General features: G+C 72.4%; 21 protein-coding genes and 1 pseudogene. 7 read left to right on the top strand and 15 right to left on the bottom strand.

Annotated elements, in window-relative coordinates; all coding sequences use genetic code 11:
- Positions 1–36: 36 nt before the first annotated feature.
- The 5 genes and pseudogenes from AAG589_RS21225 to AAG589_RS00625 form a co-directional block, all read right to left on the bottom strand.
- A complete protein-coding gene (locus AAG589_RS21225) occupies positions 37–1860 on the bottom strand; it encodes an ATP-dependent DNA helicase (RefSeq protein WP_446719678.1) in 1824 nt (607 codons plus the stop codon).
- Positions 1861–2316: 456 nt separating this feature from the next.
- Positions 2317–2954 (bottom strand): annotated as a pseudogene (gene mobF / locus AAG589_RS21220) (MobF family relaxase); the annotation flags it as partial.
- 527 nt (positions 2955–3481) lie between these two features.
- Positions 3482–3886 carry a hypothetical protein gene (locus tag AAG589_RS00635; RefSeq protein ID WP_430565318.1) on the bottom strand — a complete coding sequence of 135 codons (405 nt, stop codon included), beginning with the start codon at positions 3884–3886 and terminating at the stop codon, positions 3482–3484.
- A 277-nt stretch (positions 3887–4163) separates the two neighbouring features.
- Positions 4164–4640, bottom strand: a complete 477-nt coding sequence (locus AAG589_RS00630) for a nitroreductase/quinone reductase family protein (protein WP_430565317.1) — start codon at positions 4638–4640, stop codon at positions 4164–4166.
- Positions 4637–5416 carry a glucose 1-dehydrogenase gene (locus tag AAG589_RS00625; protein WP_430565316.1) on the bottom strand — a complete coding sequence of 260 codons (780 nt, stop codon included), beginning with the start codon at positions 5414–5416 and terminating at the stop codon, positions 4637–4639. Before AAG589_RS00625 ends, AAG589_RS00630 begins: the two co-directional genes overlap by 4 nt.
- Before the next feature lie 144 nt (positions 5417–5560).
- Here AAG589_RS00625 and AAG589_RS00620 point away from each other — a divergent pair, with 144 nt between their 5' ends.
- On the top strand, positions 5561–6205 hold the full coding sequence (locus AAG589_RS00620) for a TetR/AcrR family transcriptional regulator (protein ID WP_430565315.1): 645 nt from the start codon (positions 5561–5563) through the stop codon (positions 6203–6205).
- On the opposite strand, the gene AAG589_RS00615 is transcribed toward AAG589_RS00620, so the two are convergent.
- Entirely contained in the window at positions 6127–7344 is a 1218-nt protein-coding gene (locus AAG589_RS00615) for a glycerate kinase (protein ID WP_430565314.1), read from the bottom strand. The two genes, AAG589_RS00620 and AAG589_RS00615, sit on opposite strands and share 79 nt — an antisense overlap.
- The gene (locus tag AAG589_RS00610; protein ID WP_430565313.1) at positions 7341–8978 is read right to left on the bottom strand and encodes an SLC13 family permease; all 1638 of its coding nucleotides are present in this window, start codon (positions 8976–8978) and stop codon (positions 7341–7343) included. Before AAG589_RS00610 ends, AAG589_RS00615 begins: the two co-directional genes overlap by 4 nt.
- Positions 8979–9099: 121 nt before the next feature.
- On the opposite strand from AAG589_RS00610, the gene AAG589_RS00605 reads away from it, so the two are divergent.
- Both AAG589_RS00605 and AAG589_RS00600 read left to right on the top strand, forming a co-directional pair.
- A complete protein-coding gene (locus tag AAG589_RS00605) occupies positions 9100–9999 on the top strand; it encodes a LysR family transcriptional regulator (protein ID WP_430565312.1) in 900 nt (299 codons plus the stop codon).
- 99 nt (positions 10000–10098) lie between these two features.
- A complete protein-coding gene (locus AAG589_RS00600; protein ID WP_430565311.1) occupies positions 10099–11238 on the top strand; it encodes a tartrate dehydrogenase in 1140 nt (379 codons plus the stop codon).
- Between the two features lie 103 nt (positions 11239–11341).
- Here the strand turns inward: AAG589_RS00600 and AAG589_RS00595 are convergent, their stop codons facing one another.
- The 6 genes from AAG589_RS00595 to AAG589_RS00570 are packed head-to-tail and all read right to left on the bottom strand — an operon-like array spanning position 11342 to position 17893.
- Entirely contained in the window at positions 11342–13498 is a 2157-nt protein-coding gene (locus AAG589_RS00595; protein ID WP_430565310.1) for a beta-galactosidase, read from the bottom strand.
- Between the two features lie 48 nt (positions 13499–13546).
- Positions 13547–14461, bottom strand: a complete 915-nt coding sequence (locus tag AAG589_RS00590) for a carbohydrate ABC transporter permease (RefSeq protein ID WP_430565309.1) — start codon at positions 14459–14461, stop codon at positions 13547–13549.
- Positions 14458–14889: a carbohydrate ABC transporter permease gene (locus AAG589_RS00585; RefSeq protein WP_430566198.1), complete on the bottom strand. Its 432-nt coding sequence runs from the start codon at positions 14887–14889 to the stop codon at positions 14458–14460. The genes AAG589_RS00590 and AAG589_RS00585 overlap by 4 nt, the downstream gene beginning before the upstream one ends.
- Positions 14890–15414: a carbohydrate ABC transporter permease gene (locus tag AAG589_RS00580; protein WP_430565308.1), complete on the bottom strand. Its 525-nt coding sequence runs from the start codon at positions 15412–15414 to the stop codon at positions 14890–14892.
- 9 nt (positions 15415–15423) lie between these two features.
- On the bottom strand, positions 15424–16758 hold the full coding sequence (locus tag AAG589_RS00575) for an ABC transporter substrate-binding protein (protein WP_430565307.1): 1335 nt from the start codon (positions 16756–16758) through the stop codon (positions 15424–15426).
- A 52-nt stretch (positions 16759–16810) separates the two neighbouring features.
- Complete coding sequence (locus tag AAG589_RS00570) at positions 16811–17893, bottom strand: LacI family DNA-binding transcriptional regulator (RefSeq protein ID WP_430565306.1); 1083 nt, start codon at positions 17891–17893, stop codon at positions 16811–16813.
- Positions 17894–18063: 170 nt separating this feature from the next.
- On the opposite strand from AAG589_RS00570, the gene AAG589_RS00565 reads away from it, so the two are divergent.
- The 4 genes from AAG589_RS00565 (at position 18064) to AAG589_RS00550 (ending at position 21564) form a co-directional block, all read left to right on the top strand.
- Entirely contained in the window at positions 18064–19008 is a 945-nt protein-coding gene (locus AAG589_RS00565) for an alpha/beta hydrolase family protein (protein WP_430565305.1), read from the top strand.
- Positions 19005–19460: a MarR family winged helix-turn-helix transcriptional regulator gene (locus AAG589_RS00560; RefSeq protein ID WP_430565304.1), complete on the top strand. Its 456-nt coding sequence runs from the start codon at positions 19005–19007 to the stop codon at positions 19458–19460. Before AAG589_RS00565 ends, AAG589_RS00560 begins: the two co-directional genes overlap by 4 nt.
- Positions 19461–19534: 74 nt before the next feature.
- Positions 19535–19978 carry a MarR family winged helix-turn-helix transcriptional regulator gene (locus AAG589_RS00555; protein WP_430565303.1) on the top strand — a complete coding sequence of 148 codons (444 nt, stop codon included), beginning with the start codon at positions 19535–19537 and terminating at the stop codon, positions 19976–19978.
- A gap of 134 nt (positions 19979–20112) precedes the next feature.
- Positions 20113–21564 (top strand): MATE family efflux transporter, encoded by a 1452-nt coding sequence (locus tag AAG589_RS00550; protein ID WP_430565302.1) that lies wholly within the window; start codon positions 20113–20115, stop codon positions 21562–21564.
- 43 nt (positions 21565–21607) lie between these two features.
- Here AAG589_RS00550 and AAG589_RS00545 read toward each other — a convergent pair whose 3' ends face one another.
- Together AAG589_RS00545 and AAG589_RS00540 are read right to left on the bottom strand one after the other, a co-directional pair.
- On the bottom strand, positions 21608–22636 hold the full coding sequence (locus AAG589_RS00545) for a class I mannose-6-phosphate isomerase (protein WP_430565301.1): 1029 nt from the start codon (positions 22634–22636) through the stop codon (positions 21608–21610).
- Positions 22633–23835, bottom strand: coding sequence for an ADP-dependent glucokinase/phosphofructokinase (locus tag AAG589_RS00540; protein WP_430565300.1), 1203 nt, complete (start codon positions 23833–23835; stop codon positions 22633–22635). The genes AAG589_RS00545 and AAG589_RS00540 overlap by 4 nt, the downstream gene beginning before the upstream one ends.
- Positions 23836–23846: the final 11 nt, after the last annotated feature.

Below are 23846 nucleotides of genomic sequence, written 5' to 3'. Positions count from 1 at the left end.
TTCGGTGCCCTGCCCTCGTCGGTGGAGCGGAACTCCTCACCGGACCGTCACGCCAGGTCCGGTGCGACCGGCTCTGCGAAGACCCGGGCCTGCCGACAGCGATCTGCTCGTCTTGAGACCGTGGCGGCGGGCAATTGGACGGGGGCGGACAGCGTGCGCTTGCGCCTCGATGAGTCCCCGACGCTCTGCCAAGGCGCGGACTGTCTCCTCCGGCATGGGACCACGGGCGGCGGGAATGCGGCCGGCGATGAGGTCGGGCTCAGCACCATGGTTCGGTCGAGCACTCGCACGAGCCAGGCGCGCGGCCAGGGCCGCGGCGACATCGTCGGCGTCGAGCATGCTGCGTTGGGCGACGATCCGCGGCAGGGGGGTGTCGACGTCATGCCCGAAAGCCTCGGCACGACGCAGCCCCGCCGCGAGAACGTCGAACGCCTCCGATCGAACCGCCTGGTCCGCCTCCTTCTGCGAAAGACCTCCGGCATCACGTAGGGCGCGGCGAACGAGCCGGGTCCAACGGCCACGCTGGGCGGCGATGGCGATGGTCTCGTACTCAGCGGCGAGCTGGCGGACGCTCGCCCACTGATTCTGCTCGTCGTCGATCACCTGATGTGCCGAGAGCTCGGCGCCGGTGTGGTTCAGCACTCCGAACAGGATGCTGCACGCGGTGACGTCCGGGGCGGCCGGAGTGGCGTGCAGCGGGTCCGGCTCGTCCAACGCCACGTAGGCGGTGTTCGCGTGGCGGCCTCGGGTCATCGAGACGTAGAGGTTCTCGCGGGTGCTCGACGGCGAGACGGCGACGTGCGCGGTGTCGACGGTCAGTCCCTGCGCGCGGTGGGCGGTCACGGCGTAGCCGAGGTCAACATGCTCGGCCACGTAGCTCGATGGCAGCGCCACGCTCCCCCGCCGTCGCCCTTCGGGACTGACTTCGAGGCCACCATCGCGCCGAACGTGAGTGACGATCCAGCGGTCGCCGTTGCGCACCCAGCCGTGTGGCCCCGCGCGCAGGCGGCGATCGTTGCGGCGGGTGATGATCACGTCGCCCGCCGACGCTCGGGCGTCGTCGCGCAGAACGACGTCACGACCGGCCGAGGTCAGGCCGGTGCGGATGCGTTCGGCGCGGGCACGGTCGTTGAGGTGTCGGACATTCTCCGCCGATTCGGTGACGAGGATGCTCGCGCGGCCGGTTGCGATGTCGCGGCGCCAGGCTGTGTAGGCGGCGTCGGTCATCTCGTCGGTGCTGCCCTCCCGGATGCGGCCGTGCGTCTCGTACTGGTCGATGGCTGCCGTGTCGCCGTCCCGCAAGCGCAGCGACGCCGTCTTCTCCCAGTCGTGTACGAATCGGTGCACCTCGGTCAGCCGTGGCACGTCGTCGCCACGCGCGGCGGACAGCATGGCGAACGCTCCGCCGGCGTCGACGGACTGCAGCTGTGCCGGGTCGCCGACGAGCACCACCTTCGCGCCGACCTGCGCGGCGCGAGCCGCGATCATGTCCCGGGCCTGGGTTGAGGCGAGCGTGGCCTCGTCGACGATGACCAGCTGGTCCGGCGCGAAATCCGCCCGCCCGCGACGGTGGTCGTAGATCCACTTCGCCGTGTTGTCACAGCGGATGCCGAGATCCTCCGCCAGCACCTGGGCCGCCGCGGCCGACGGTGCCAGCCCGACGACACTGCCCTGCCCGTAGGCCTCTGTCCATCCGCCTGCCAGAGCCCGCATCGTCGTCGTCTTGCCCGTGCCGGCCGGGCCGACGAGCAGGTCCAGCCGCCGCCCCGAGGCCAGGAGCTGCGCGACGGCGCGCGCCTGCTCAGTGTCGATCTGCCCACCGCCGTGGGTACGGCCAGCAACGACGCGCGACGCCCTCATACGGTCGACGACCCCTCCGCGGGCGTCGTCTGCGAGATGAAGAAGTCGGTCCTCCATGGCCAGCAGCTCGTGGGTGGTGAACTTCTCGCTGTGCAGCGGGCGCAGGGTGCTCGTCCCGTCGGGCCGACGCATCGCCGCGGGAGTGCTGGCCAGCTCGCCGGGCGTGAGCTGGACGGAGCGGCGCGTGGCGGCGTCCACCACGAGCGCCACGACCTGTTCGCGGTCGGAGGCGGTCGCCATCCGCCATCCCATTGTCTGCCGAGACGCCTCGGCCCACAGGTTCCAGTGCGTCCAGGTGGCGCGCTTCTGCGAGACGACGTCGACGACCTGAGCGGCGACGCCGTCGACCAGGTCCGGCGGGACGGCATCCGTGCTCAGGACCCCCGCGACGCAGCCGAGAGCCACGCGCCGGGTCCACGCCGTCGGCTCGGAGCCGAGCAACATCTCGGCACGTCGCCGCCAGTCCGAGGTCAGCTCCGCCAGGGAGTGGATGGTCTTCTCGGGTCGTGTCTCGAGCGTCGCCTGCGCGCGCAGCTTCACGATCTGCCGCGCCGACGGCCGGCGCCCGTGCGTCGCGACGGACTCGTCGATGAGCCGGTCCTTGACGACCTCGATGTCGCGGCTGCGCGAGGAGAACTCCGCGACCAGGTCCTCGGAGACGCCGGCGATCTCCCACTGCGGCGAGCGATCGGCCCCACGGCTACGACGCTCCCACCCGATGCCGGACGTGTTGGTGAGCCGGTCGGCCATGACTGCGTTGTAGTGCTCGGACAGGGCGACCACGGCGTGGTGTAGGGCGCGGGAGTCCAGGGTGCGCCACCGCCAGTCATGGGCGGCCTTCACCTTGTTCGAGATCACCAGGTGCGTGTGCAGCTGCGGATCGTTCGACCGGGAGTCCCAGTGGTCGTACGCCGTCGCCGCCACCCCCCCCACCACCGGAACCTGCGCCACTCCCCCATGACCCGTCCGTGTCGCGGCGACCTCCCGCTCGAGGAGGTCCAGCACCTGCGCGACCGCATCGTGGTGGGCGGCGACGATCAGCTCATGCGTCGTCGCGTCCGCCAACCCCACGGCACCGACACCGACTTCGGCACCGAGAACGTCAGATCGAACCCCGCGGTCGCAGCCTGACTCCCGCGCGCCGCCTCCTGCGCCTGGAACCGCGCCACCTCGGCATCGAACTCCGCCGCGGGAAGCGTGCGATCACGGCCTTGGCCCGTCGTGGGGCTCGCTCCGCCGCGGTCGGGTACTCACGGAACGGGCGGCCCAGCGGCACGCCAGTGACGGGATCTACCCCGTGGCCCAGCAACGCCTGCAACTGCGCCGGCGTCACCGTCATCCCCGGCTGCAGCGTGCCGTCACCCAGGTGCTCGAACCGCGCCCCATCCACACACCCGGCGGCGTGCCCGCCTCGGTGAAGTACCGCGTGCACGCCGATGCCTGCGGCTCGTTCCCGTCGCCGATCACGACTGATCGCAGCAGGTCGGCATACCCCTGCCCAGCCGAGATCACCCGCATCGATACCGTCACACCTGACAGGTGGGAGCAAGCCTCCAGCCGACGGCAACCTTCTGGGCGATGGGATGGTCGAAGTTAACCGGTGGCCCAACGGGCGCGCCCACTACCGCGGGCCGTGTGACAGTCGCTCGCGTGCCAGGTCCGCAAGTTCGTCGGTAAGTGTCTCGATTTCGGGAGGTGGAGGGCGCTTGCCCTTGATCTCCTGCGCGCTCACGTGCGGCCGGAGCAGGTCGAGGAGTTTGAACGCCTTTGTGCCAGTCTCGTCGTCACCAAAGGCGCGGATTCTCGCTGCAGTGCGCGCCATCTCCACGGTTCGAGGGCGCTCATACGGGTCTGGAGCACCGACGAGGTACCAGTGCTGGACCCACGCAGTCCACCGCACGAGGTCGACGTACGCCTCGGCTCGCTGCTTCCAGAGGTGCAGTTCACGCTCTCGACGTAGCGTCTCGCGTTGGGTCACGACGACACCGAGGAACGTGCCTGCCGCGCCGATGAGTGCGCCGATCACGGCCCAGACTGGAGTCAGATCCACGATCCATAATCGCCTCGCTAGAACGGCGGACCGGGTAGCCACGCCGAAGCCAACCTGGGATCTCGGGTCGCTGTGCGTCGGTTGTTGACCTCCACAGCACTGCCGCTCCGGTCGTCCAAGGCGGCAGTCAGGGTCAGCACCTTTGGCCCGGCACGCGACAGTCGCCTCATCTACGTCACCACGTCCCGCCTTGGGTGCCAGACGTGTACACGCGGAATCCTTCCTTGTAGGTCATCTGTCGAGGGATCGGCGATCACGGCCGCTGGCGGAAACTGACACGCATCAGCCGGCTGTCAGCCCAGTCGTCGAGCCGGGTCAGCCGGATGGCGCCGGGGTCGTGGGGCTGATTGAGGTCCGCGACGATCTCCGCCAGCACGGCCTGGCGTTCAGCGGGGTCGGTGACCGGCGTGGCCCGTGCAGGCAGGTCTGCGCGGACACCGTTCTTGAGGTGGAACGTGAAGCGGGGATCGGCGAGAAGGTTCGCGTGCCAGTCCGTCGCGGCGCCGCCGGCGCCGCTGCACAGGTAGGTGGCGCCAGCAGCTCGGTAGAAGAAGATCTCGATGCGGCGCGGCCGGCCGGTGCGGCGCCCCCGCGTCGTGATGTCGATGATCCGTTCCCTGGTGCCCGCGGCGGGGGCGATCGCGATGGCACGTCGGATGTGGTCGGGCAGGTGGGACAGGGACGTCTCCCATGCGGAGTCGCTCGCCCCGGTCGAGGCCGCGGGGCTCATGCGGGCTCGGCCTGGAGGGCGGGGCCGAGGGCGAGCCCACCGTCGATGACGTACTCCGACCCGGTGACGAACGATGCGTCCGAGGACGCGAGGAACAGGAGGAGCCGGGTGACGTCGGCCGGCTCCCCGAGCCGCGGGACGGCGAACGGCTCGGGTGAGTAGAAGTCGGCGATCGCCGCGGTCGCGCCGGCCGCTGGTTCGTGGATGAAGGGGGTTGCGATCACCCCGGGGTGGATGGTGTTCACCCGGATGTTGTCGCGGCCGAGCTCGAGCGCTGCCGTGCGGGTGAGTCCTCGCACGGCCCACTTGCTGGCGACGTACGGCGCGTAGTGTGCTGTGCCGCCGAGGGCCATGGTCGAGGCGATGTTGACGATGGCACCCCCTGCCGCGCGGCGCAGAGCGGGCGCGGCGACCTTGATCCCGAGGAAGGTCCCCGTGAGGTTGACGTCGAGGATGCGCGACCACGTGGCCCGGTCCGTGTCCTCGATCGTCGCCGGCGGGTTCTGCACGCCCGCGTTGTTGACGAGCACGTTCAGGGCGCCGAAGGCGCTCTCGGCGGCGTGCACGGCGTCGGACCACGAGCTCTCGTCCCTGACGTCGAGGCGAGCGAAGCGAGCACGAGACCCGAGCTCGTCGACCAGGGCGGCGCCACGGTCGGCGTCGAGGCCGCCGATGACCACGTTCGCCCCCTCCGCGTGGAAGGCACGCACGTGACTCGAGCCCTGGCCGCCGCTCCCACCGGTCACGAGCACGGTCTGGTTGTCGAAGCGAGGCATCAGTTGATCCTTCGGCACGGGGGGACTGACCCGGATCGCCGTGATGACCCGCGGCCAGTGGTGAGCCGGTCGACTCACCATCTCCTCGACGTTAGATCGGCAACAGTGGTGAGTCAAGCCACTCACCTCGTAGGCTCATGGCCCATGAGCAAGGTCGTGACGACGTATCACCAGCGCGTCGCCCAGGAGAAGCGCGCGTCGATCGTGACGGCCGCGACCGCACTGTTCCTCGAGCTGGGGTACGACCGGACGTCGCTGGCGCGGATCGCCGAGCGCTCGGGCGTCTCGCGGGCCACCCTGTTCAAGCAGTTCCCGACCAAGGCCGCCCTGTTCGACGCCATCGTCACCGAGTCCTGGGCGACCGGTGACGAGGAGGATCCTCCGCCGGCGGGCGACGTCGTCGACGGGCTCACCGCCATCGGACGCCGTTACGCCGCGCTACTAGGCCGCCCGCAGATGTCCGACCTCTTCCGGATCGTCATCGCCGAGCTGCCGCGGTTCCCCGAGCTGGCCCAGGCGCAGTTCTCACACGGGAAGATGCCCTACTTCGAGTCCGTGCGCAGCTACCTCCAGGCCGAGCACGAGGCGGGCACCGTGCGGGTCGAGGACGTGGACCTCGCGGCCACCCAGTTCCTGGGCATGATCTCCAACTACGTCATCTGGCCGACGCTCCTCGTGCCGGGCTGGGAGGTGAGCGCCGAACGCGCCGCTCAGGTGGTCGACGAGGCTGTCCGCACCATCGCCGCCCGGTACGCCGTGGCCGGACCCGGGGCGTCCACCGACGACTGAGTTCCGCCACCAACGGATCTGAGCACAGACCGCTCCGTCCCGATCCGCCGCCCTACCCGCTCGAGCAGCTCCGCCGCGTGCCGGTGGCTGCGCACGGGGTCGGGCTCGAGCTCGGCGAGCTGGTGGACGCCGGCGATCCCCGCCGCCTCGACCTGCGCTGGCGTGAGGGTCGCTCGCCCCGCGACGGCGACGACCGGCACGCCGGCCGACCGCGCCAGCGCCGCGACGGCGGCCGGCGCCTTGCCGCCGAGCGTCTGCTCGTCGAGGCTGCCCTCGCCGACGACGACGAGGTCGGCGTCGCGCACCGCGTCCGGGAGCCCCAGCAGCTCGAGCACGGCCTCGGCGCCGGACCGCACCCGGGCCCGGAGCGCGAGCAGCGCGAACGCCGTGCCGCCGGCCGCGCCCGCCCCGGGAACGTCACGCAGGTCCCGCCCCACACTCGCCGCCACGACGTCGGCCCAGCGGGCCAGCCACCCGTCGACGCGGGCGACGTCGTCCGACGCCACACCCTTCTGCGGGCCGAAGACGGCGGCCGCGCCGCGGGGCCCGAGCAGCGGGTTGTCGACGTCGCACAGCGCGTGCACCTCGACGCCGTCCAAGAGTTCCGACGCGCCCGCGAGGTCCGCCCGGCGCACCCCCGCCAGACAGCGAGCGCCCCGCGGCACGGGCGCGCCGCCGTCGTCGACCACCTGCGCGCCGAGGGCCTGGAGCATCCCGGCGCCGCCGTCGGTGCCCGCGCTGCCGCCGAGGGCGACGAGCACGGTGCGGCACCCGTCCTCGACGGCCCGCGCGATCGCCTGCCCGAGCCCGACGGTGGACGCGTCCAGGGGTGCGAGCTCACCGCCGGGAAGGACCTGCAGACCCACGAGCCGCGCGAGCTCGACGACGGCGACGTCGCCGCGCCGGGCGTAGGCCGAGTCCAGACGTACACCGGTGGGTCCGTCCACCCTGACGGGGACGGGCACGAACCCGGCGTTCGCGAGCACCTCGAGGGTGCCGTCGCCGCCGTCGGCCACGGGCGCGCAGGCGACCTCGACGTCGGGCGCGGCGGCCGCGATCCCCCGGGCCAGGGCCGCCGCGACGCCGGCGGCGTCGAGCGAGCCCTTGAACTTGTCGGGGGCGACGAGGACCCGGGTCATCCGCCGATCCCGACGAGCCCGGCCATCACGGGGATGAGCGTGATGATCAGCACGGCGCCGAGGAGGTCGAACGACGCACCGGTGCGGATCATCCGGGTGATCGGCACGGTGCCGGAGCCGTACACGATGGCGTTCTGCGGCGTCGCGACGGGCAGCATGAAGCCGAACGACGCGGCGAAGGTCGCGGCGATCGCCGGGACGAACGGGTCGACGCCGGCGGCCGTGGCCAGCGGGATGACGATCGGCACCACGACGGCGGCCGAGGCGGTGTTGCTGGTGGTCTCCGAGATCAGGATCGCCAGGACGACGGCGAACGCGGTGATCGCGAACGCACTGGTGATGCCGAGGCCGTCCGCGGCGGCGGTACCGATGGTCTCGGCCAGTCCGGTGGCGGCCAGCAGGCCCCCGAAGATGATGCCCGTACCGAACAGCAGGATGGTGCCCCAGTCGATGGTGGCGGCGTCGCCCCAGGTCATCGTGAACTCGCGCTTGCGCCAGCTCGTGGGCAGCACGTAGAGCAGGGAGGCGCCGATGACGGCGACGATCCCCTCGTCGAGCCGGTTGTCGACGAGCTCGTAGGCGGCGGACTCGGTCCCGGCCACGAGGCCGACGACGGCGGGCACCAGCCACAGCGTGACGGTCACGGAGAACGCGATGACGGTGTTGCGCTCGGCCGCGGACATCCGGCCGATCTCGGCCCGCCGTTCGCGGATGTACTCGGACACGCCCTCGATGCGGCGCACCTCGGGGCGGTTGAGCAGCAGCACGACGACGCCGAGCACCACGAACATGGCCGCGCAGATCGGCGCCGCCATCGACGTCCACTGCGCGAAGGAGATCCGCTCGCCGGTGGCCTCCTCGATGAGGCCGCGCCCGATGAGGTTCGGCGGCGCCCCGACCGGGGTGAGCAGGCCGCCCACGCTCGCGCCGTAGGCGAGCATCAGCATGAGGGCGGTGCCGACCTTGAGGCGCGTCGGGTCGAAGTCGGGCTTCACGACGCCGCGCTCCTGCAGGAGCTTCGCGATGACGGCGAGGATGCCCAGGGCCGTGGGCATGAGCATCGCGACGGTCGCCGTGTTGGAGACGAACGCGGACAGGACCGCGGTCACGGCGCCGAACGCGAGGACGATCCGCAGCGTCGAGCGGCCGACGCCGGGCAGCCCGAGCACGAAGAACGCGAGCCGCTGGGCGACGCCGTGCTTGAGCATCGCCGCCGCCAGGATGAACGCGCCGATGAACGTGAAGAGCGTCGTCGACCCGAAGTACGACAGGACGTCGCCGGCGGGTGCGACGCCGAGCAGCACGATGGCGGCCACGCCGATGAGGCCGCCGATCGGGATGGGGACGGGCTCGCAGACCCACATCACGATGACGCCGAGCAGCACCGCCCCGAGGGTCTGCTGAGTGCCGTCCATCCCGAGGGGAAGCACCCCGAAGACGATCGCGACGACGGGTGCGAGGACGAAGCCGGCGGTGCGGCGGGCGCGCTCGAACCTCTCCTCCGCCGGGGACAGCTTCTGCTCGCTGAGGCTGCGGTAGGTCTTGTTCCCCAGCAGGGCCTTCGCGACGTCGGTGCGGCGCGGCCCGGGGGCGGGTGCTTCGGCGGCGGACAGCCGTGGGCTGCTCAAAGCCATGACATCTCCTTTGACGACGTGTGCTCGCCCAGAACGATGCTCCCGCGGCTGGCCGGGCGTCCAAGACGCCTTGACGACGATCGTCATAGGGTGCGGCTATGAGTGATGGGGAGGCGTCGACGTGGACGCCCGGCAGCTGAAGTACTTCCTCGCGGTCGTGGACCACGGCGGGTTCGGCCGCGCCGCCGAGCACCTGCACCTCGCGCAGCCGTCGCTGTCGCAGGCGATGTCGGGCCTGGAGCGCGAGCTCGGGGTGCCGCTGTTCCACCGGGTCGGGCGCGGGGTGGTGCTGAGCGAGGCCGGGGCCGAGCTCGTCGAGCCCGCCCGGCAGGTGCTCCGCGACCTCGACGCCGCCCGGTCGATCGTGCAGTCCGTCAAGGGGGTGCTGCGCGGCACCGTCGACCTCGTGACGATGCCGAGCCCCGGCATCGAGCCCCTGACCACGATCATGGCGCGGTTCGGCGAGGTGCACCCCGGGGTGGTGCTCGACGTCGACGCCGCGTTCACGCCGGACGAGGTGGTCCACGCCGTCCGGTCGGGCACCCGGGAGATCGGACTGCTCGGCTACGCTGCCGGCCTCGACACGACCGGGCTGGTGCTCGTCCCGATCGAGGAGCAGCCGCTCATCCTCCTCTCTCCCCCGGACGCCGAGGGCCTGCCCGACGGCGAGGTGGTGCACCACACCGACCTCGCCGGCCGGCGGATGGTGGTCTCGCAGCGGGGCAGCCTCATGCGCCGGCTCGTCGACGAGATCCTCGCGGCCGGCATCGACGCGCGCATCGTCGCCGAGGTGGCGCACCGCACGTCGATCCTCCCGCTGGTGCTGTCCGGCTTCGGCCATGCCGTCATGCCGTCGTCGTGGACGCCGCTGGCGCGCCGCGCGGGCGCCGTCGTGCACCAGATCGAGCCCACCTCGGCCCTGCGCGTCGCGGCCGTGGTGCGCAAGGCGTCCCTCACGCCGGCGGCCCGGGCGTTCCACCGCGCTGTCACGGAGTACGCCGCCGAGGCCGCCGCTTCATAGGGACGGCCTATCGACCGGATCAGATTCCGGTCTTGGACGGCGCACCCCGCCGGTGGGTTCACTCGATGACGAACCACCCGTGCAGCAAAGGAGCCGTCCATGCCCCCCACCCAGCCCACCACCCAGACCTTCCGCATCGCCGCGATCCCCGGCGACGGCGTCGGAACCGAGGTCGTCGCCGCCGGGCGCGAGGTGCTCGACGCCGTCGCGGCCCGGTCCGGCGGCCGGATCGCGTTCGCGTGGGAGGAGTTCGACTGGGGCTCGGACTACTACGCGCGCACCGGCGAGATGATGCCCGCCGACGGCCTCGACCAGCTCAAGGACTTCGACGCCCTCTACTTCGGCGCCGTGGGCTGGCCCACCGTCCCGGACCACGTCAGCCTGTGGGGCCTGCGCCTCAAGATCTGCCAGGGCTTCGACCAGTGGGCCAACGTGCGCCCCGTGCACTTCCTGCCCGGCGTGCAGAGCCCGCTGCGCAAGGCCGACTCCACCGACCTCGACTGGGTCGTCGTCCGGGAGAACTCCGAGGGCGAGTACGCCGGCCTCGGCGGCCGCAACCTGGCCGCACGCGGCCAGGGCGGCGAGGTCGCGATCCAGTCCGCCCTGTTCACCGAGACCGGCTGCGAGCGCATCATGCGGTTCGCGTTCGACCTCGCCCGCACCCGGCCGCGCAAGAAGGTCTCCAGCGTCACCAAGAGCAACGCCCAGCAGTACGGCATGGTCCTGTGGGACGACGTCTTCAAGCGCGTCGCCAAGGACTACCCCGACGTGGAGACCGAGAGCGTCCTCGTCGACGCCATGTCGGCCAAGTTCGTGCTCAAGCCTGAGGACCTGTCCGTCGTCGTGGCCTCGAACCTCAACGCCGACATCTTGTCCGACCTGGGCAGCGCCCTCGCCGGCAGCCTCGGCCTCGCGGCCAGCGCGAACCTCAACCCCGAGCGTCGCTACCCCAGCATGTTCGAGCCGGTGCACGGCTCCGCCCCCGACATCGCGGGCACCGGCACCTGCAACCCGATCGGCGCTATCGGCAGCGCCGCGCTCATGCTGCGCCACTTCGGGCTCGAGGCCGAGGCCGGCGCCCTCGAGCGGGCGATCGAGCTCACCACGGCGTCCGGAGCCCTGACCGCCGACGTCGGCGGGTCGGCCACCACCGACGACGTCACCGCCGCCGTCATCGCCCACCTGGGGCAGGACGACGCAGACGTCGAGACCCGGCAGCCGACCACCGCGACCGTCTGAGCCGGACTGAAAGGCGGATCGCGCGGGCCCTGCACCCGCGCGATCCGCCTTCGCCGTGACCGGCTCACGCACGCTGCGTGCAGCGGCCGAAGGACCTGAGGGACTACGCCCCCGTCACCTCGCGCAGCACGCGCACGTCCCAGTCGCCGAGCGTCAGTTCGGTGCCGGCGGCGAGGACGGGCCGCTTGCCGCCGGCCCCGCGCTCGGCGAGGAGGTCCTCGACGTCGACGGGCAGGGTGACGGTCGCCGCCCCCCACGCCCAGTGGTGCACGAACCGCACGGGTCCGTGCGCACCCTCGGGGTCGCGGCCGCCGGTGACGGTCACGGACTCGGGCCGGTCGGTCGCGGCCACCCACGCGTCGGCGGCCCCGGTCGGCACGGCCCAGCGCACGAGCGCCTCGCCGAGCGCGGGGTCCGGGTGCGTGCCGACCACGGTGATCCGCCCCTCGCCGTGCGCGTGGGTCGTCGCGGCGGGCCAGCGGCCGAAGTGCGGGTGCTCGTACGACGCCAGCACCTCGGTGCCGTCGTCGACCACGAGACCGTCGATCCACCAGGTGGCGGACGCGCCCTCGGGCAGGTCGAGCACAGCGCTGGTCACGGGCAGCGCGTCGACGGTGGAGAACTCGTCGTACGAGACGCCCGCCGCGGCGGCGAGCCGCGCGGGCTGGCGGTCCTCGCGGGCGCGCGCCTCGGTGTCCGCGTACCCGGTGCGGATGCCGAGCACCAGGTGCCCGCCGGCGGCGGCGTAGTCCCGCAGCCAGTCGAGCTGCTCGTCGGAGGCCACGTAGAACCCGGGCACCACCAGCACGGGCAGGTCCGCGACGACGTCGGCGGGCGTCCGCGTGAACAGGTGCCGCGGGTGGATGACGCGCGCCTGGCGCCGGGCGTCGAAGGCCGCGCGGTACCAGGCGTCGACGATGCGCTCGTAGGAGCCGCGGTCGGGCTGGGTGCCGCCGAACGGCGGCTGGAACGCGAGCGCCCACTTGGAGTCGTTGGCGTAGAGGATGCCGAGGTCGGCCTCGGGGGTCAGCCCGACGACGTCGTCCCCCGCGCGCTTCAGGTCCTCGCCGAGCTCGGCGATCTGGTGGTACACGCGGCCGGGCTTGTTGCTGTGCGGCAGCACGCCGCCCCAGTAGGTCTCCGTGCCGTACGGGAGGGTGTGCCAGTGCCAGTACTCGATGGCGCACGCGCCGCGGGCGACCAGGGCCCAGGCGGCCTGGCGCCACTGGCCGTCGTACGCGGTCTCGTTGAGGCTCGAGCCCCAGATCGACGATGCGTCCGTCTCGGTGACGAGGAACGGCGCCTGCCGCGACGACCACATGCGGTCGGCCGACCGGTACACCGACCAGGCGCCGGTGGTGAACCACTCCTGGTCGGTGCGGGCGTGCGCCTGGTCGGGCAGCGCGAGGTGGTGCTGCATCCGGTAGTAGGGGTTGCCCGCCGTCACGTCGAGCACGTCGGCGAGCGCGTCGTCCTCGAGCGCCGGCCGGGCGTACGCCATGCAGGTCGTGACGAACTGGTCGGGGCGCGCGTACTCGCGCACGACGTCGGCCTGCCACGCGATGAGCTCCGTGGTCAGGCTCGCCTGGAAGCGGCGCCAGGCGAGGTCGTACTGCGGCTGGGCGTTGTTGTCGGGCGTCCACAGGTCGGCCCAGGTGGACAGGCGGTGCGACCAGTAGGTCAGGCCCCACTCGGAGTTCAGCCGCTCGACGGTGCCGTACTCGCGGCGCAGCTCGTCGACGAACCGCTGGAAGACGCCGTGGTTGTGGAACAGCTCATTGCCGGGCTCGTTGTCCACCTGGTAGCCGATGACGGCGGGGTGGTCGGCGTACCGCTCGACGACGCGGCGCACCACGCGCTCGGCGTGGAAGCGGAACGCCGGGTGCGTGAAGTCGGCCTCCTGCCGCGCGCCCCAGCCGATGCGGTCGCCGGTGGACCGCTCCCCCGCGATCTCCGGGTACTTGCGGGCGAGCCACATCGGCACGGCGTAGGTGGGGGTGCCGAGGATGACGGAGATGCCGCGCTCGTGCGCGCCGTCGAGCACCGGCTGCAGCCAGTCGACGTCGAACCGGCCGTCCTCGGGCTCCCACGTCGACCAGACGGACTCCCCCACGCGGATGACGGAGAAGCCGGCCTCGACCATGAGGTCGAGATCCTCCTCCAGCCGCGGGGTGCGCTGGTACTCGAGGTAGTAGGCGGCGCCGAAGAGGACCTTCGGGGGCAGGTAGTCGGTCTGCTGGTCGGGCACGTGGTCAGGCATGGTGTCCTTCGGGTCGGGATGTGCGGTGGAACGGCAGGAGCGGGGGCCTCAGCCCTTGACCGCCCCGGCGGACAGGCCCTCCAACAGCTGCTTGCGCAGCAGGAGGAAGACGATGATCATCGGCACCGACGCCAGCACGGCGCCGGGCAGCACGAGATCGATCGCGCGGTTCTCGGACGAGAACAGGATGTTCAGCCCGAGCGGCAGCGTGTAGTGGTTCACGTCGGAGACGATGACCAGCGGCCACAGGAAGCTGTTGTACGACTGCAGGAAGCTCCAGACGGCGAGCGCCCCGAGCGACGGACGCAGCAACGGCAGCACCACGCTGAGGAACGTGCGGAACTCCGAGCAGCCGTCGATCCGCGCGGCCTCGAGGATCTCGTCGGGCACGGACTGCACGATGTACTGCTGCATCATGAAGATGCCGAAGGCCGGCGCCACCCAGGGCACCACCAGCGCGAACCACGGCGTGCCGAGCCCCGTCTTGACGAGCAGCACGAACAGCGGCACGAGGATGACGGCGAACGGCACGGCCAGCGAGCTGAACATCACGGAGAACAGCACCTGCTTGCCGCGGAACCGGTACTTGGCGAAGCCGAACCCGGCCAGGGCGCACACGAAGACGGAGACGACGGTGGCCACGGTGGCGACGCCCACGCTCATGCCGAACCAGCTCCAGAACGGCTGGCTGCTCAGCAGGTTCGTGTAGTTCTCGAGCGTCACGGACGACGGGATCAGTCGCAACGGCTCGCCGAAGATGTCGGCCCGCGGCTTGAAGGACCCCGACAGCGCGAACAGCAGCGGCAGCACGAACACCGCGAGCAGCACGACGAGGACGCCGTACAGCGCGACGCGGCCCGGGGTGAGGCGGCTGGTGCCTCGCGGCCGGCGCCGACGGGCCGACGACGGCGCTCCGGCGGGCGTCGCCGGACGGGCGGGGCTGGTGACGGTGGCGGCGGTCATGCGGCCCTCCCGATCTGCAGCGCCCGGTTGAGCAGCTGGCTGACGGCGAACACGAGGACGAACAGCAGGACGCCGGCGGCCGCGGCGTACCCGAACTGCTGGCGCTCGAAGGCGGCGCGGTAGACGAACATCGCGAGCGAGAGGGTCGACTCCCCCGGGCCGCCGCCGGTGAGCAGGTACGGCTCGTCGAAGAGCTGGGCCGCGCTGATGAACGACGTGACGACGACGAACGCGGTGACCGGCTTGATCGCCGGGAGCGTGACGGTGGTGAAGCTGCGCACCGGCCCGGCGCCGTCGAGCTCTGCCGCCTCGTAGAGCTCGCGCGGCACGGCCTGCAGCCCGGCGAGGAAGAAGATGGTGAGGTAGCCGACCCAGCGCCACAGGAGCACGAAGCTCACCGACGCCCTGGCCCAGCTCGGGTCGGTCAGTCAGTCCACGCCGGGCAGGCCGAAGGCCGCGTGCAGGAAGCTGTTGAGCAGCCCGTACTCGGTGTCGAGCAGCATCGAGAAGATCAGCGCGACGACGATGGGCGAGACGACCATCGGCACGAAGTACGTGACCCGGAACAGGTCGCGGGCCCGCAGCCCCCGGGCGTTGAGCGCCTGGGCGATGAGCAGCGAGCACGGGACGACGAGGACGACGGCGACCAGCACGTAGAGGCCGGAGTTGCCGGCCGCGGTCCAGAAGCTGGAGTCACCGAGCAGGTTCCCGTAGTTGGCCAGCCCCACGAACTCCGGCGTCCCGAGCCCGACCCAGGAGGTCAGGCTGAGGAACAGCGCGGCCACGATCGGCACGATCATGAACAGCACGTACAGCAGGTAGAAGGGGGCGATGAACAGGTAGGGCGCCCGCTGGGTCGCGGCGGACGGCAGGGTGCGCCGCGGGGCGGCGCCGGGCGGCGTCGTCGTGCCGCGGACGACGGCGGTCGGTACTGCGGAAGCGAGAGACGACATCGGTGTCCCCTATCGGTCGGCCTGGCTGCGGAACGTCTCGGCCGCCTGGGTCAGCGCCTGCGCCGGCGTGCTGCGGCCGCGGTAGGCGTCGACGAGGGCTCCGGCGAGGACGGTGTTGAGGATCTGGATGTCCGGGCTGAGGTAGACGGCGGGCGCCTCGTCGACGAGGTCGGCGAAGACCTCGAAGGCCCGCTGCCCGCCCAGGTAGTCATCCTCGAGCCGGAGCAGCCGCTGGTCCTGGTACGCCGACCGGCGGGTGGGCAGGTAACCGAGGTCGGTGAAGCGGCGCACCTGCTGGTCGGGGTCGAGGTAGGCGGCGGCGACGAAGTCCGCGGACGCGGCCGTGCGCGGCGACCCGGCGACCGCCGCGAAGCCGGTGCCGCCGCCCACGCTGGTCCGCCCGCCGCCGCCCTCGAAGGGCGGCAGCGCGCCGATGCGCCAGGCGCCCGCCTGCTCGGGGACGTTGGGCTTGAGGCCGTACGACTCGTACCAGCTGGGCATCGCGAGCCCGATGATCTTGCCCTGCTTGAGAGCCGCCTGCATGGCCGGCCCGTAGACGTCCGAGACGGTCGACAGGAAGCCCGACTGCACGCCGTCGACGAGGAACCTCAGCACCTCCTCCGCCTCCGGCGTCTCGATGCTCAGCTCGCCGTCGGCGTCGAACAGCCCGCCGCCACGCTGGAGCAGCGGGATCCAGAACTGCTGCACGACCTGGCCGAGGTCGGTCCCGGTCACGACCGTGCCGAGCGACCGCCCCGTCTTGTCGTGGACCTTCGCGCCGATCCGGGCGAGCTCCTCCCACGACTCGACCTCCGTGGGGATGCCGAGCTCGGTGAACAGGTCGTCGCGGCGGTAGTACACGGTCATCGGCACGTCGGAGTCGAGGGCGTACAGGTGGCCGTCGCGCGAGAACGGGGCGAGGCGGGCCTCGATGAGGTCGTCGCGCACGTCGGCGACGGCGTCGTCCAGCGGCTCCAGGAGCTCGGGGGCGAGGTCGCCGCGCAGCAGGCGGGCGAAGTTGCCGATCTCGAGGCCGGCGACGTCGGGCGTCCCGCGGCCGGCGACGGCCTGCGCGATGAGCTTGGTGACGAGGTCGTCCGCCGCGATCTGCAACGGCCTGAGCGTGTAGTGGTACGAGGTCGCGCGGTCGGCGAGCCCGACCGCGCCGGAGAAGAAGTCGATGTAGCCCTGGTCGTGGGTCCAGAACAAGAGGTCGACGTCGCCGGACCGGACCGGTGGGGCGGCGACGGAGCTCGTCGCGCAGCCGCCCAGGGCCGGGCCGAGTGCGGCCGCGGAGCCGAGGACGAGCGCGCTGCGGAGCAGGTCGCGCCGGGAGATCGTCATGGGGAGTCCTCCTCGTTGAGGCTGCCGTGCGATGGGGGTACCGCTCGTGGTGCTAGGTCGTGGGGTCGCCCTCCCCTCCCCGGCCGCCGGGAGCGGCGGCACGGGCCGGGTGCGGCGGGGCCGTCGACTCGCGCACCACGAGCTGGAGCGGCACGGCGGCCCGCCGCTCGGGCACGGGGCGACCCTCGATCGTGGCGAACAGCAGGGCCATGCCCTGGCTCGTGATCTCGGCGAAGTCCTGCCGCACGGTGGTGAGCGGCACGTGCTGATACGCGGCGGTGGCCACGTCGTCGAAGCCGACCACGCTCACGTCGTGCGGCACGGTGAGGCCGCACGTCTCGAGCGCGCGGACGACGCCGACGGCCATCTCGTCGTTGGCGACGAAGACGGCGGTCAGGCCCGGCACGTCCGCCAGGGCGCTGCCGGCCTCGAAGCCGGAGGCCGGGCTCCAGTCGCCGCGCAGCACGTCGGGCAGCGGCCGGCCGGCCGCGGCGAGGGCGTCGGCCCAGCCGAGCCGCCGGTCGCGGGTGGTGCCCCACCCCTCCGGCCCGGCCACGTGCCAGACCGTCTCGTGGCCCAGCTCGAGCAGGTGCTCCACCGCGGCCCGCGCCCCCGAGCGGACGTCCGCCCCGACCAGGAGCCAGTCGTCGGGCTCGTCGGGGCGGTGCTCGAGGGCGAGCACGGGGACGCCCGCCGGGGCGTGGCCGAGCGGGCGCAGGCTGTCGGCCGGCTCGGACACGACGATGCCGTCGACGCCGCGGCCCGCGAGCTCGTCCAGCGCCGCGCCCACCTCCCCCGGGTCGCCCGAGCGGGTGTGCACGACGACGACCGTGTACCCGGCCGCGCGGGCCGCCTGCTCGACGCCCACGGCCATCTGGCTCGGCCCGTACAGCGCGCTGCCGGTGGACACGAAGCCGATGACGCGGGACCGGGCGGTGACCAGGGCGCGCGCGGCGCTGTTCGGGCGGAAGCCCAGCTCGTCGATCGCGGCGAGCACGCGCTCGCGGACCGCAGGCGAGACGTTGGGCTCGCCGTTCACCACGCGCGACACGGTCTTCTGCGAGACCCCCGCGTGCTGCGCGACGTCGACCATCGCCGGCGGGCGGTGCGCGCCGCGTCGTGCTCTCTCGGGCATCCCTGGCTCCTTCGCCGGACGGTCTGACTACGTAGTCACCTCGTGGTCGTGAAGGAGCCTCGCACCGACTGACTACGTAGTCAAGAGGTCGGGTCGTCCTCGACCGCTCTCGCCGCGGAGCCGGCCGCGGTTCGTCGCAGGACGCCGCGCCGGCCGCTAAGGTATTTCGCATGCGAAGTGACGACGCGACGACGGTCGACTCCGAGGACCTGCGGATCCAGATCCCGGCGGGCGGCTGGGTCGTCGGCACGGTGCGGAAGCCCGCCGACGAGTCGCCGCGCGGCGTCGTCGTGATCCACCCCGCGACGGCGGTCCCCGAGCGCCTGTACACGGGGTTCGCGGAGTTCCTCGCCTCCCGCGGGTACGTCGCCGTCACGTACGACTACCGCGGCACGGGCCGGTCGGGCAGCACCCGGGAGCATCGCGGCCTGCGCATGCGGGACTGGATGGCCGACGACGTCCCGGCGGTCGCCGCGTGGGCTCGCCCGCGGTTCGGCGACGTGCCGCAGCTCGCCGTCGGGCACAGCATCGGCGGCCACGCGCTGGCTCTGGGTCATGGGTCGCGGGGCCTGGCCGGGTTCGTGACGGTCGCGTCGCACGCCGGCGTGACGGCCACCGTCCCCGACCGCGCCGAGCGGGCGCGCGTCGCGCTGATCCTGCGGGCACTGGGGCCCGCGACGGCGCGACTGCTCGGGTTCGTGCCCGGCCGTCGGATGGGCCTCGGGGAGGACATGCCCGCCGCCGCGATGCTGGAGTGGAGCCGCTGGTCACGGCTGCCCGGGTACTTCTTCGACGACCCGACGATGAACGCCGCCGCGGACGCCGCGCGCGTGACGGGCGACGTGCTCGCCGTCGGCTTCACCGACGACCCGTGGGCCACGCCCGCGCAGATCGAGGCGATCACCGACCACCTGACGGCTGCGCACGTCGAGCGACGTACCTGGAGCCCCGCCGACGGCGGCGTGCAGACGATCGGGCACATGGGCTTCTTCCGCCGCGGCCTGCGCGACACGCTGTGGCCCGAGCTCCTCGCCTGGCTCGACGCCCGAGCCGAGGCCGCCCCGGCGCAGCAGGACGGGAACGTCAGCCTCCGTGCCAGGAAGCCGCGCCGATGACGGATGCCCGACGTCGCCCGCCGCGGCTGGTGTTCCTCGTCACCGCGGCGGAGCGCCAGATGCGGCGATGGATCGCGCGGCGCGGCGGCAGGCACGACGGCGACGCCGGGAACGGGCACGGCATCGGCGCCCCGGCCGCCGGGGTGCTGCTCCACCTCGCCGACCACCCGGGCGCGACGATCGGCGAGGTGACGACGGCGCTGCAGGCCTCCCCCGCCGGCGCCAGCGGCCTGCTGGCCCGCATGGAGCGCGCCGACCTCGTGCGCCGTCACGCCGACCCCGACGACCGGCGCACCGTCCGCCTGGACCTCACCCCCGCCGGCGCCGCCGCGCTGCACGACGCCCGCGCCGCGCTGGACGACCTGAACGACCGCCTCACCGACGGATTCAGCCCCGACGAGCTGGCCGTCGTGGCCCGCTGGCTCGAGCACGTCACGGACGCCCTGCGATAGCCCCGCGGCCTCGCTCCTCCCAGGGCGTGCGCCAGTCGTTGACAGTTAGATCTCTAATGGTTAGGGTTCTCATCATGACCGAGCAGCCCATGCCCACCAGCAGCCTCGAGCTCTTCCGCTGGATCGCGTGGGCGCAACGCAAGGCCGGCGAGGACTGGATCCGCGAGCGCGAGCTCAGCCACGAGCAGGCCTTCGTGCTCGGCTACCTGGTGCAGAACCCCGGCGCAATCCAGCGCGACATCGCCGCGGTGAGCCGCACCAGCGCCGCGAGCGTCACGAGCCTCCTCAAGGGGCTCGAGCAGCGCGGTCTCGTCGAGCGCCGCCCGGCACCCGACAACGCGCGCGTCAAGCGCGTCCATGCCACCCCGGCCGGCGCCGAGCTCGTCGCCGGCTTCCCCGAGGCGATGGTCGCCGTCGACGAGACGATCCTCGCCCCTCTCGACACGGCAGAACGCGCCACCCTGCAGCAACTCCTCACCAAGATCGTCGCGGAGCTGCCGCAGCCCACCCGGGACTGACCCGACCGTCCTGACCTGACCGACCCGACCGACCCGCGCACCGCGCGTCGGCCGCTCCCCCACACCCTGTTCCGCTCCGCCGCGCCGGCGTCCCGTCGGCGTGCGCTGGAGCCTGCCCACAAGGAGCAGCCGCCATGACCACCACAGACCTCACTGCCCCGGCCCCGTCGTCCGCGGACGCCGTCGGCACCAACCGCTGGTACCTCGCCTCCGCGCCGATCGTCCGCGCCCTCGTGCACCTGTGCGTGCCGATGGCGGCGGCCATGATCGTCGGCGCCGTCTACAACGTCATCAACGCCGGCTTCATCGGCTCGCTGCACGACAACGCGCTGCTCGCCGCGGTCACGCTCGGCACCCCGATCCTCGGCCTCGTCATGGCCGTCGGCGGCGTGTTCGGCGTCGGCGGAGGGTCGCTCGTCTCGCGCCTCCTGGGCGCGGCCGAGAAGGATCCCGCGCAGGCCGCCCAGGTCAGGCACGTCTCGTCGTTCGCCGTCTGGGGCGTGGTGATCACCGGCGTCGTGCTCGGCGTTCTCGGGCTGATCTTCCTCGGCCCGCTCGTCTCGCTGCTCGGCGCGGACGCCGCCGCGACGTCGGCCACCACGACCTACGTCGCCGTCATGCTCGCTTTCGTCCCGGTGCTCACCGCGGCGTTCTGCCTCGAGCAGCTCGTCCGCGCCGAGGGCGCCTCGCGCCAGGTCATGGTCGGCCTCGTCGCCTCCACGGTGGCGAACCTGCTGCTCGACGTGCTGTTCATCCTCGTCCTGCACTGGGGCGTGGCGGGCGTGGCCCTCGCGACCGGGCTGGCGAACCTCGGCGTCGTCGTCTACTTCGCCGCCTGGCTGACCCGGCACAGCGAGCACATGAGCCTCGCGCCGCGCTGGTTCACCCTCTCCCCCGCGGTGCTTAAGCCCGTCTTCGGCGTCGGGGTCGGCGAGCTGCTGCAGGCGTCGTTCCTCATCGTCACCTCGCTGGTGCTCAACAACCTCGCCGCCGCGTACGGCGACGGCCCGCTCGCCGCGATGGGCGTCGCCGTCCGCATCGCGCAGGTGCCCGAGTTCCTGCTCATGGGCGTGACGCTCGGCATCCTGCCGCTGCTCGCCTACGCCTACGGCAAGGGCGACCGCAGCCGCCTCGTCGCGGCCCTGCGGGTCTCCGCGATCACCGTGGGCGGCCTCGGGGTGCTGTTCTCCGCGGTCGTGATCGTGTTCCGCGACCAGGTGTTCTCCGCGTTCGTCTCCGACCCCGGCGTCCTGACGATCGGCGCCACGATCCTCACCGCCCAGCTCGTGGCGATGATCGCCAACGGATTCGCCGGGCTCATGACGTCGCTGTTCCAGGCGACCGGGCGGGCCACGCCGGCGATCGTCATGTCCGTGTCGCAGGGCGTGCTGTTCATCCCCATCGTGATCCTCGGCAACCTCTGGTTCGGGCTGGCCGGCATCATCTGGGCGCTCACCGTCAGCGAGGTCCTCGTGTGCCTGATCGGCGCCGGGCTGCTGGTCGCCTCGCGGCGCCGGATCGAGGACGGCCTCGCCGACGGCAGCCCCGAGCGCGCCGAGGCGATGCTGGAGCAGGCGGAGGCATGATCACGGCGCCTGGCCAGTCTCCTCAAGGTCAGCTCTTCGCTGCTCACCCCGTCTGGCTGGGCGCCGGTGGTCGGCAGCGGACTACCTCGAGCCGCGGGCCTGCGACGAGGTCGAGCTCGCCCGCGGCGTGCGGTACCAGCACCGTCGACCCGCGTCGTAGGTCGGTCGTCCGGCCGTCCCGGTCCACGAGCTCGCCCGTGCCATCGATCACCACGACGACGGCGAATCCCGCATCCCAGGCGCCCGGGGCGCGCCATCGCTCGGCACGGAAGAACGGCTCACCGCCGGGAAGCAGCGGCCCGTCGGTCCCTGCGGTCGCCCGGACAAGTCCACGGACCTCCGCCGCCGACCACCCGTGGGTATCGACGGCGTCGAGCGCCGCGGGGTGCCCCAGGCCGAGATGGCCGTCACGCCGTCCGTCGATGCCGTACCCGTCCCACTCGAGCAGGATCGAGAGGTCAGTGGGCTCCTGCAGCTCGACGACGAGCAGGCCGTCGCCGATCGCGTGCGGGATACCGGCGGGGACCAGCACGGCATCACCGCGAGAGAGCGTGAGGCGGTGCATCGCGCCGAGCATCGCGGGCACGTCCTGGCGCTCCACCCAGTCCCCGAGCTCGGCCCGCCCGACGTCGCGGGCGAACCCGAGGTGCACGTCGCCCGGTTCGAGGACGATCCAGGCCTCGGTCTTCCCGTGCCCCAGTCCGAGCGCATCGTGGGCGAAGGCGACGTCGGGGTGGGCGTGCACGGGCAATCGCTCCCCCGCGTCGAGGAGCTTGACCAGGAGCCCGATGTCGGCTCCGAACCGACCGACGTGCCCGGCGCCGAGCCAGTGCACCGCGTCCGCCTCGACCGCCTCGGCGAGCAGCCGCCCGTCGGGCAGCGTGCTGAGGCCCAGGCCGGTGTCGCCGAACAACGCGGTGGTCGAACCGACCCAGTCCTCGGGCACCCGCTCGGCACCGGCCTGCCGCCCCCGGAACGCGGCGATCCGGTCGCCGCCGCGATAGAACCGTTCGGGTGGCTGGTTCGGCCCGAGAACGACCGGACGCGCCAGGTCTACCGCGACGCGCGTCATCGCCGGCCTCCCCCGACGCCGCGGGCCAGCTCGGTGAGGACCCCGCCGACGAAGGTGTCGCCGAGCCCGATGGTCGTCGGGGACGGCGCCGCCAGGCTGAGCGCCGCCTCGCACACCAGGTCCGGATCGACGTCCGCAAGCCTCTCCGCGAACGCTGCGGCTTTGGGGCCGGGCGACTCCGCCCGCATCGCCTCGAGCTCGCGCACGGTGAAGACGTCACCGTGCACGTAGCGGGCCGCGGCCATCGTGATACCGCCGCGCAGCGCGGCACGCAGGTCGGCGGCGCCGTCACCGTGCGCGATCGCCCAGTGCTTGGTATGCACCATCCGTACCCGGCTGGGCACGATCTCCGCGAGCTCGTACAGCGCGGCCGCCACGCCACCGGCATCCAGCAGGTCGACGTCTCGTCCGAGCCAGCCTTGCAGCTCGTCCTCGTTCATGGCCCAGACGTCGACGGCGCCCGCGAGCGCGTCGCGGACGCGCGCTGAGAACTCGTGGACGTGGTACCCGGCGTCCTCGAAGTAGACGAGCGAATCCTCCGTCCTCCGGGCGAGGTGGCGCCGAACGTCTGCCAACCGGGACTCGAGCACGTCACGGTCCTGGATGACGTTGAACCCGGAGAGCATGACGAGGTCGGCCTCCGCGATCTCGTCCCCGAGTCCCTCGTCGATCACCAGCTCCCGGTTGGGCGGGTCGTTGACGTAGATGATCCGGTTGGCGTGCGGCGTGGTGATCTCCCCGTCGGCGAGCGCTACCCGCTCGCCCGCGGGGAACTGGACCACGAGGTGCGGGTCCAGCGAGTCCTCGTCCGCACTGCACACGTAGTCGGTGGACGCCGGCAGCAGCCGGCGCACCGTGTCGTCGATGCTCACGAGGTGCACGGTGCTGGGAAGCCCCACGCGGTCCATCGCGATGGCCGCGCGGACGCAGGTGCCGCCCAGGGTGACCCGTACGTCGAAGTGGCGGGCGAACGCCGTCACGGTGTCGGAGGACGCGACGAAGCGCTCGCCTCCGACACCGTCTCGCGCGAAGGCGAGCATCGTGCACAGCAGGTCGCGCTCGTCCGCGATCGGCCGACCAGCGTCCAGGTCGGCGCACACGATGCCGTGCTCGGCCACCAGCTTCTCCACGACCGCGGTGTCCCACACGACCTCGTAGTCGACCGTTCCTCCCAGCCCGAGCACGCAGCGTGCACCCATGCCTTCAGCTC

The organism is Isoptericola sp. F-RaC21 (assembly GCF_038593535.1).
Classification (GTDB): domain Bacteria; phylum Actinomycetota; class Actinomycetes; order Actinomycetales; family Cellulomonadaceae; genus Isoptericola.
Note: the sequence above shows the minus strand (reverse complement) of the source record. Positions and strands in the feature narration are given on the sequence as shown.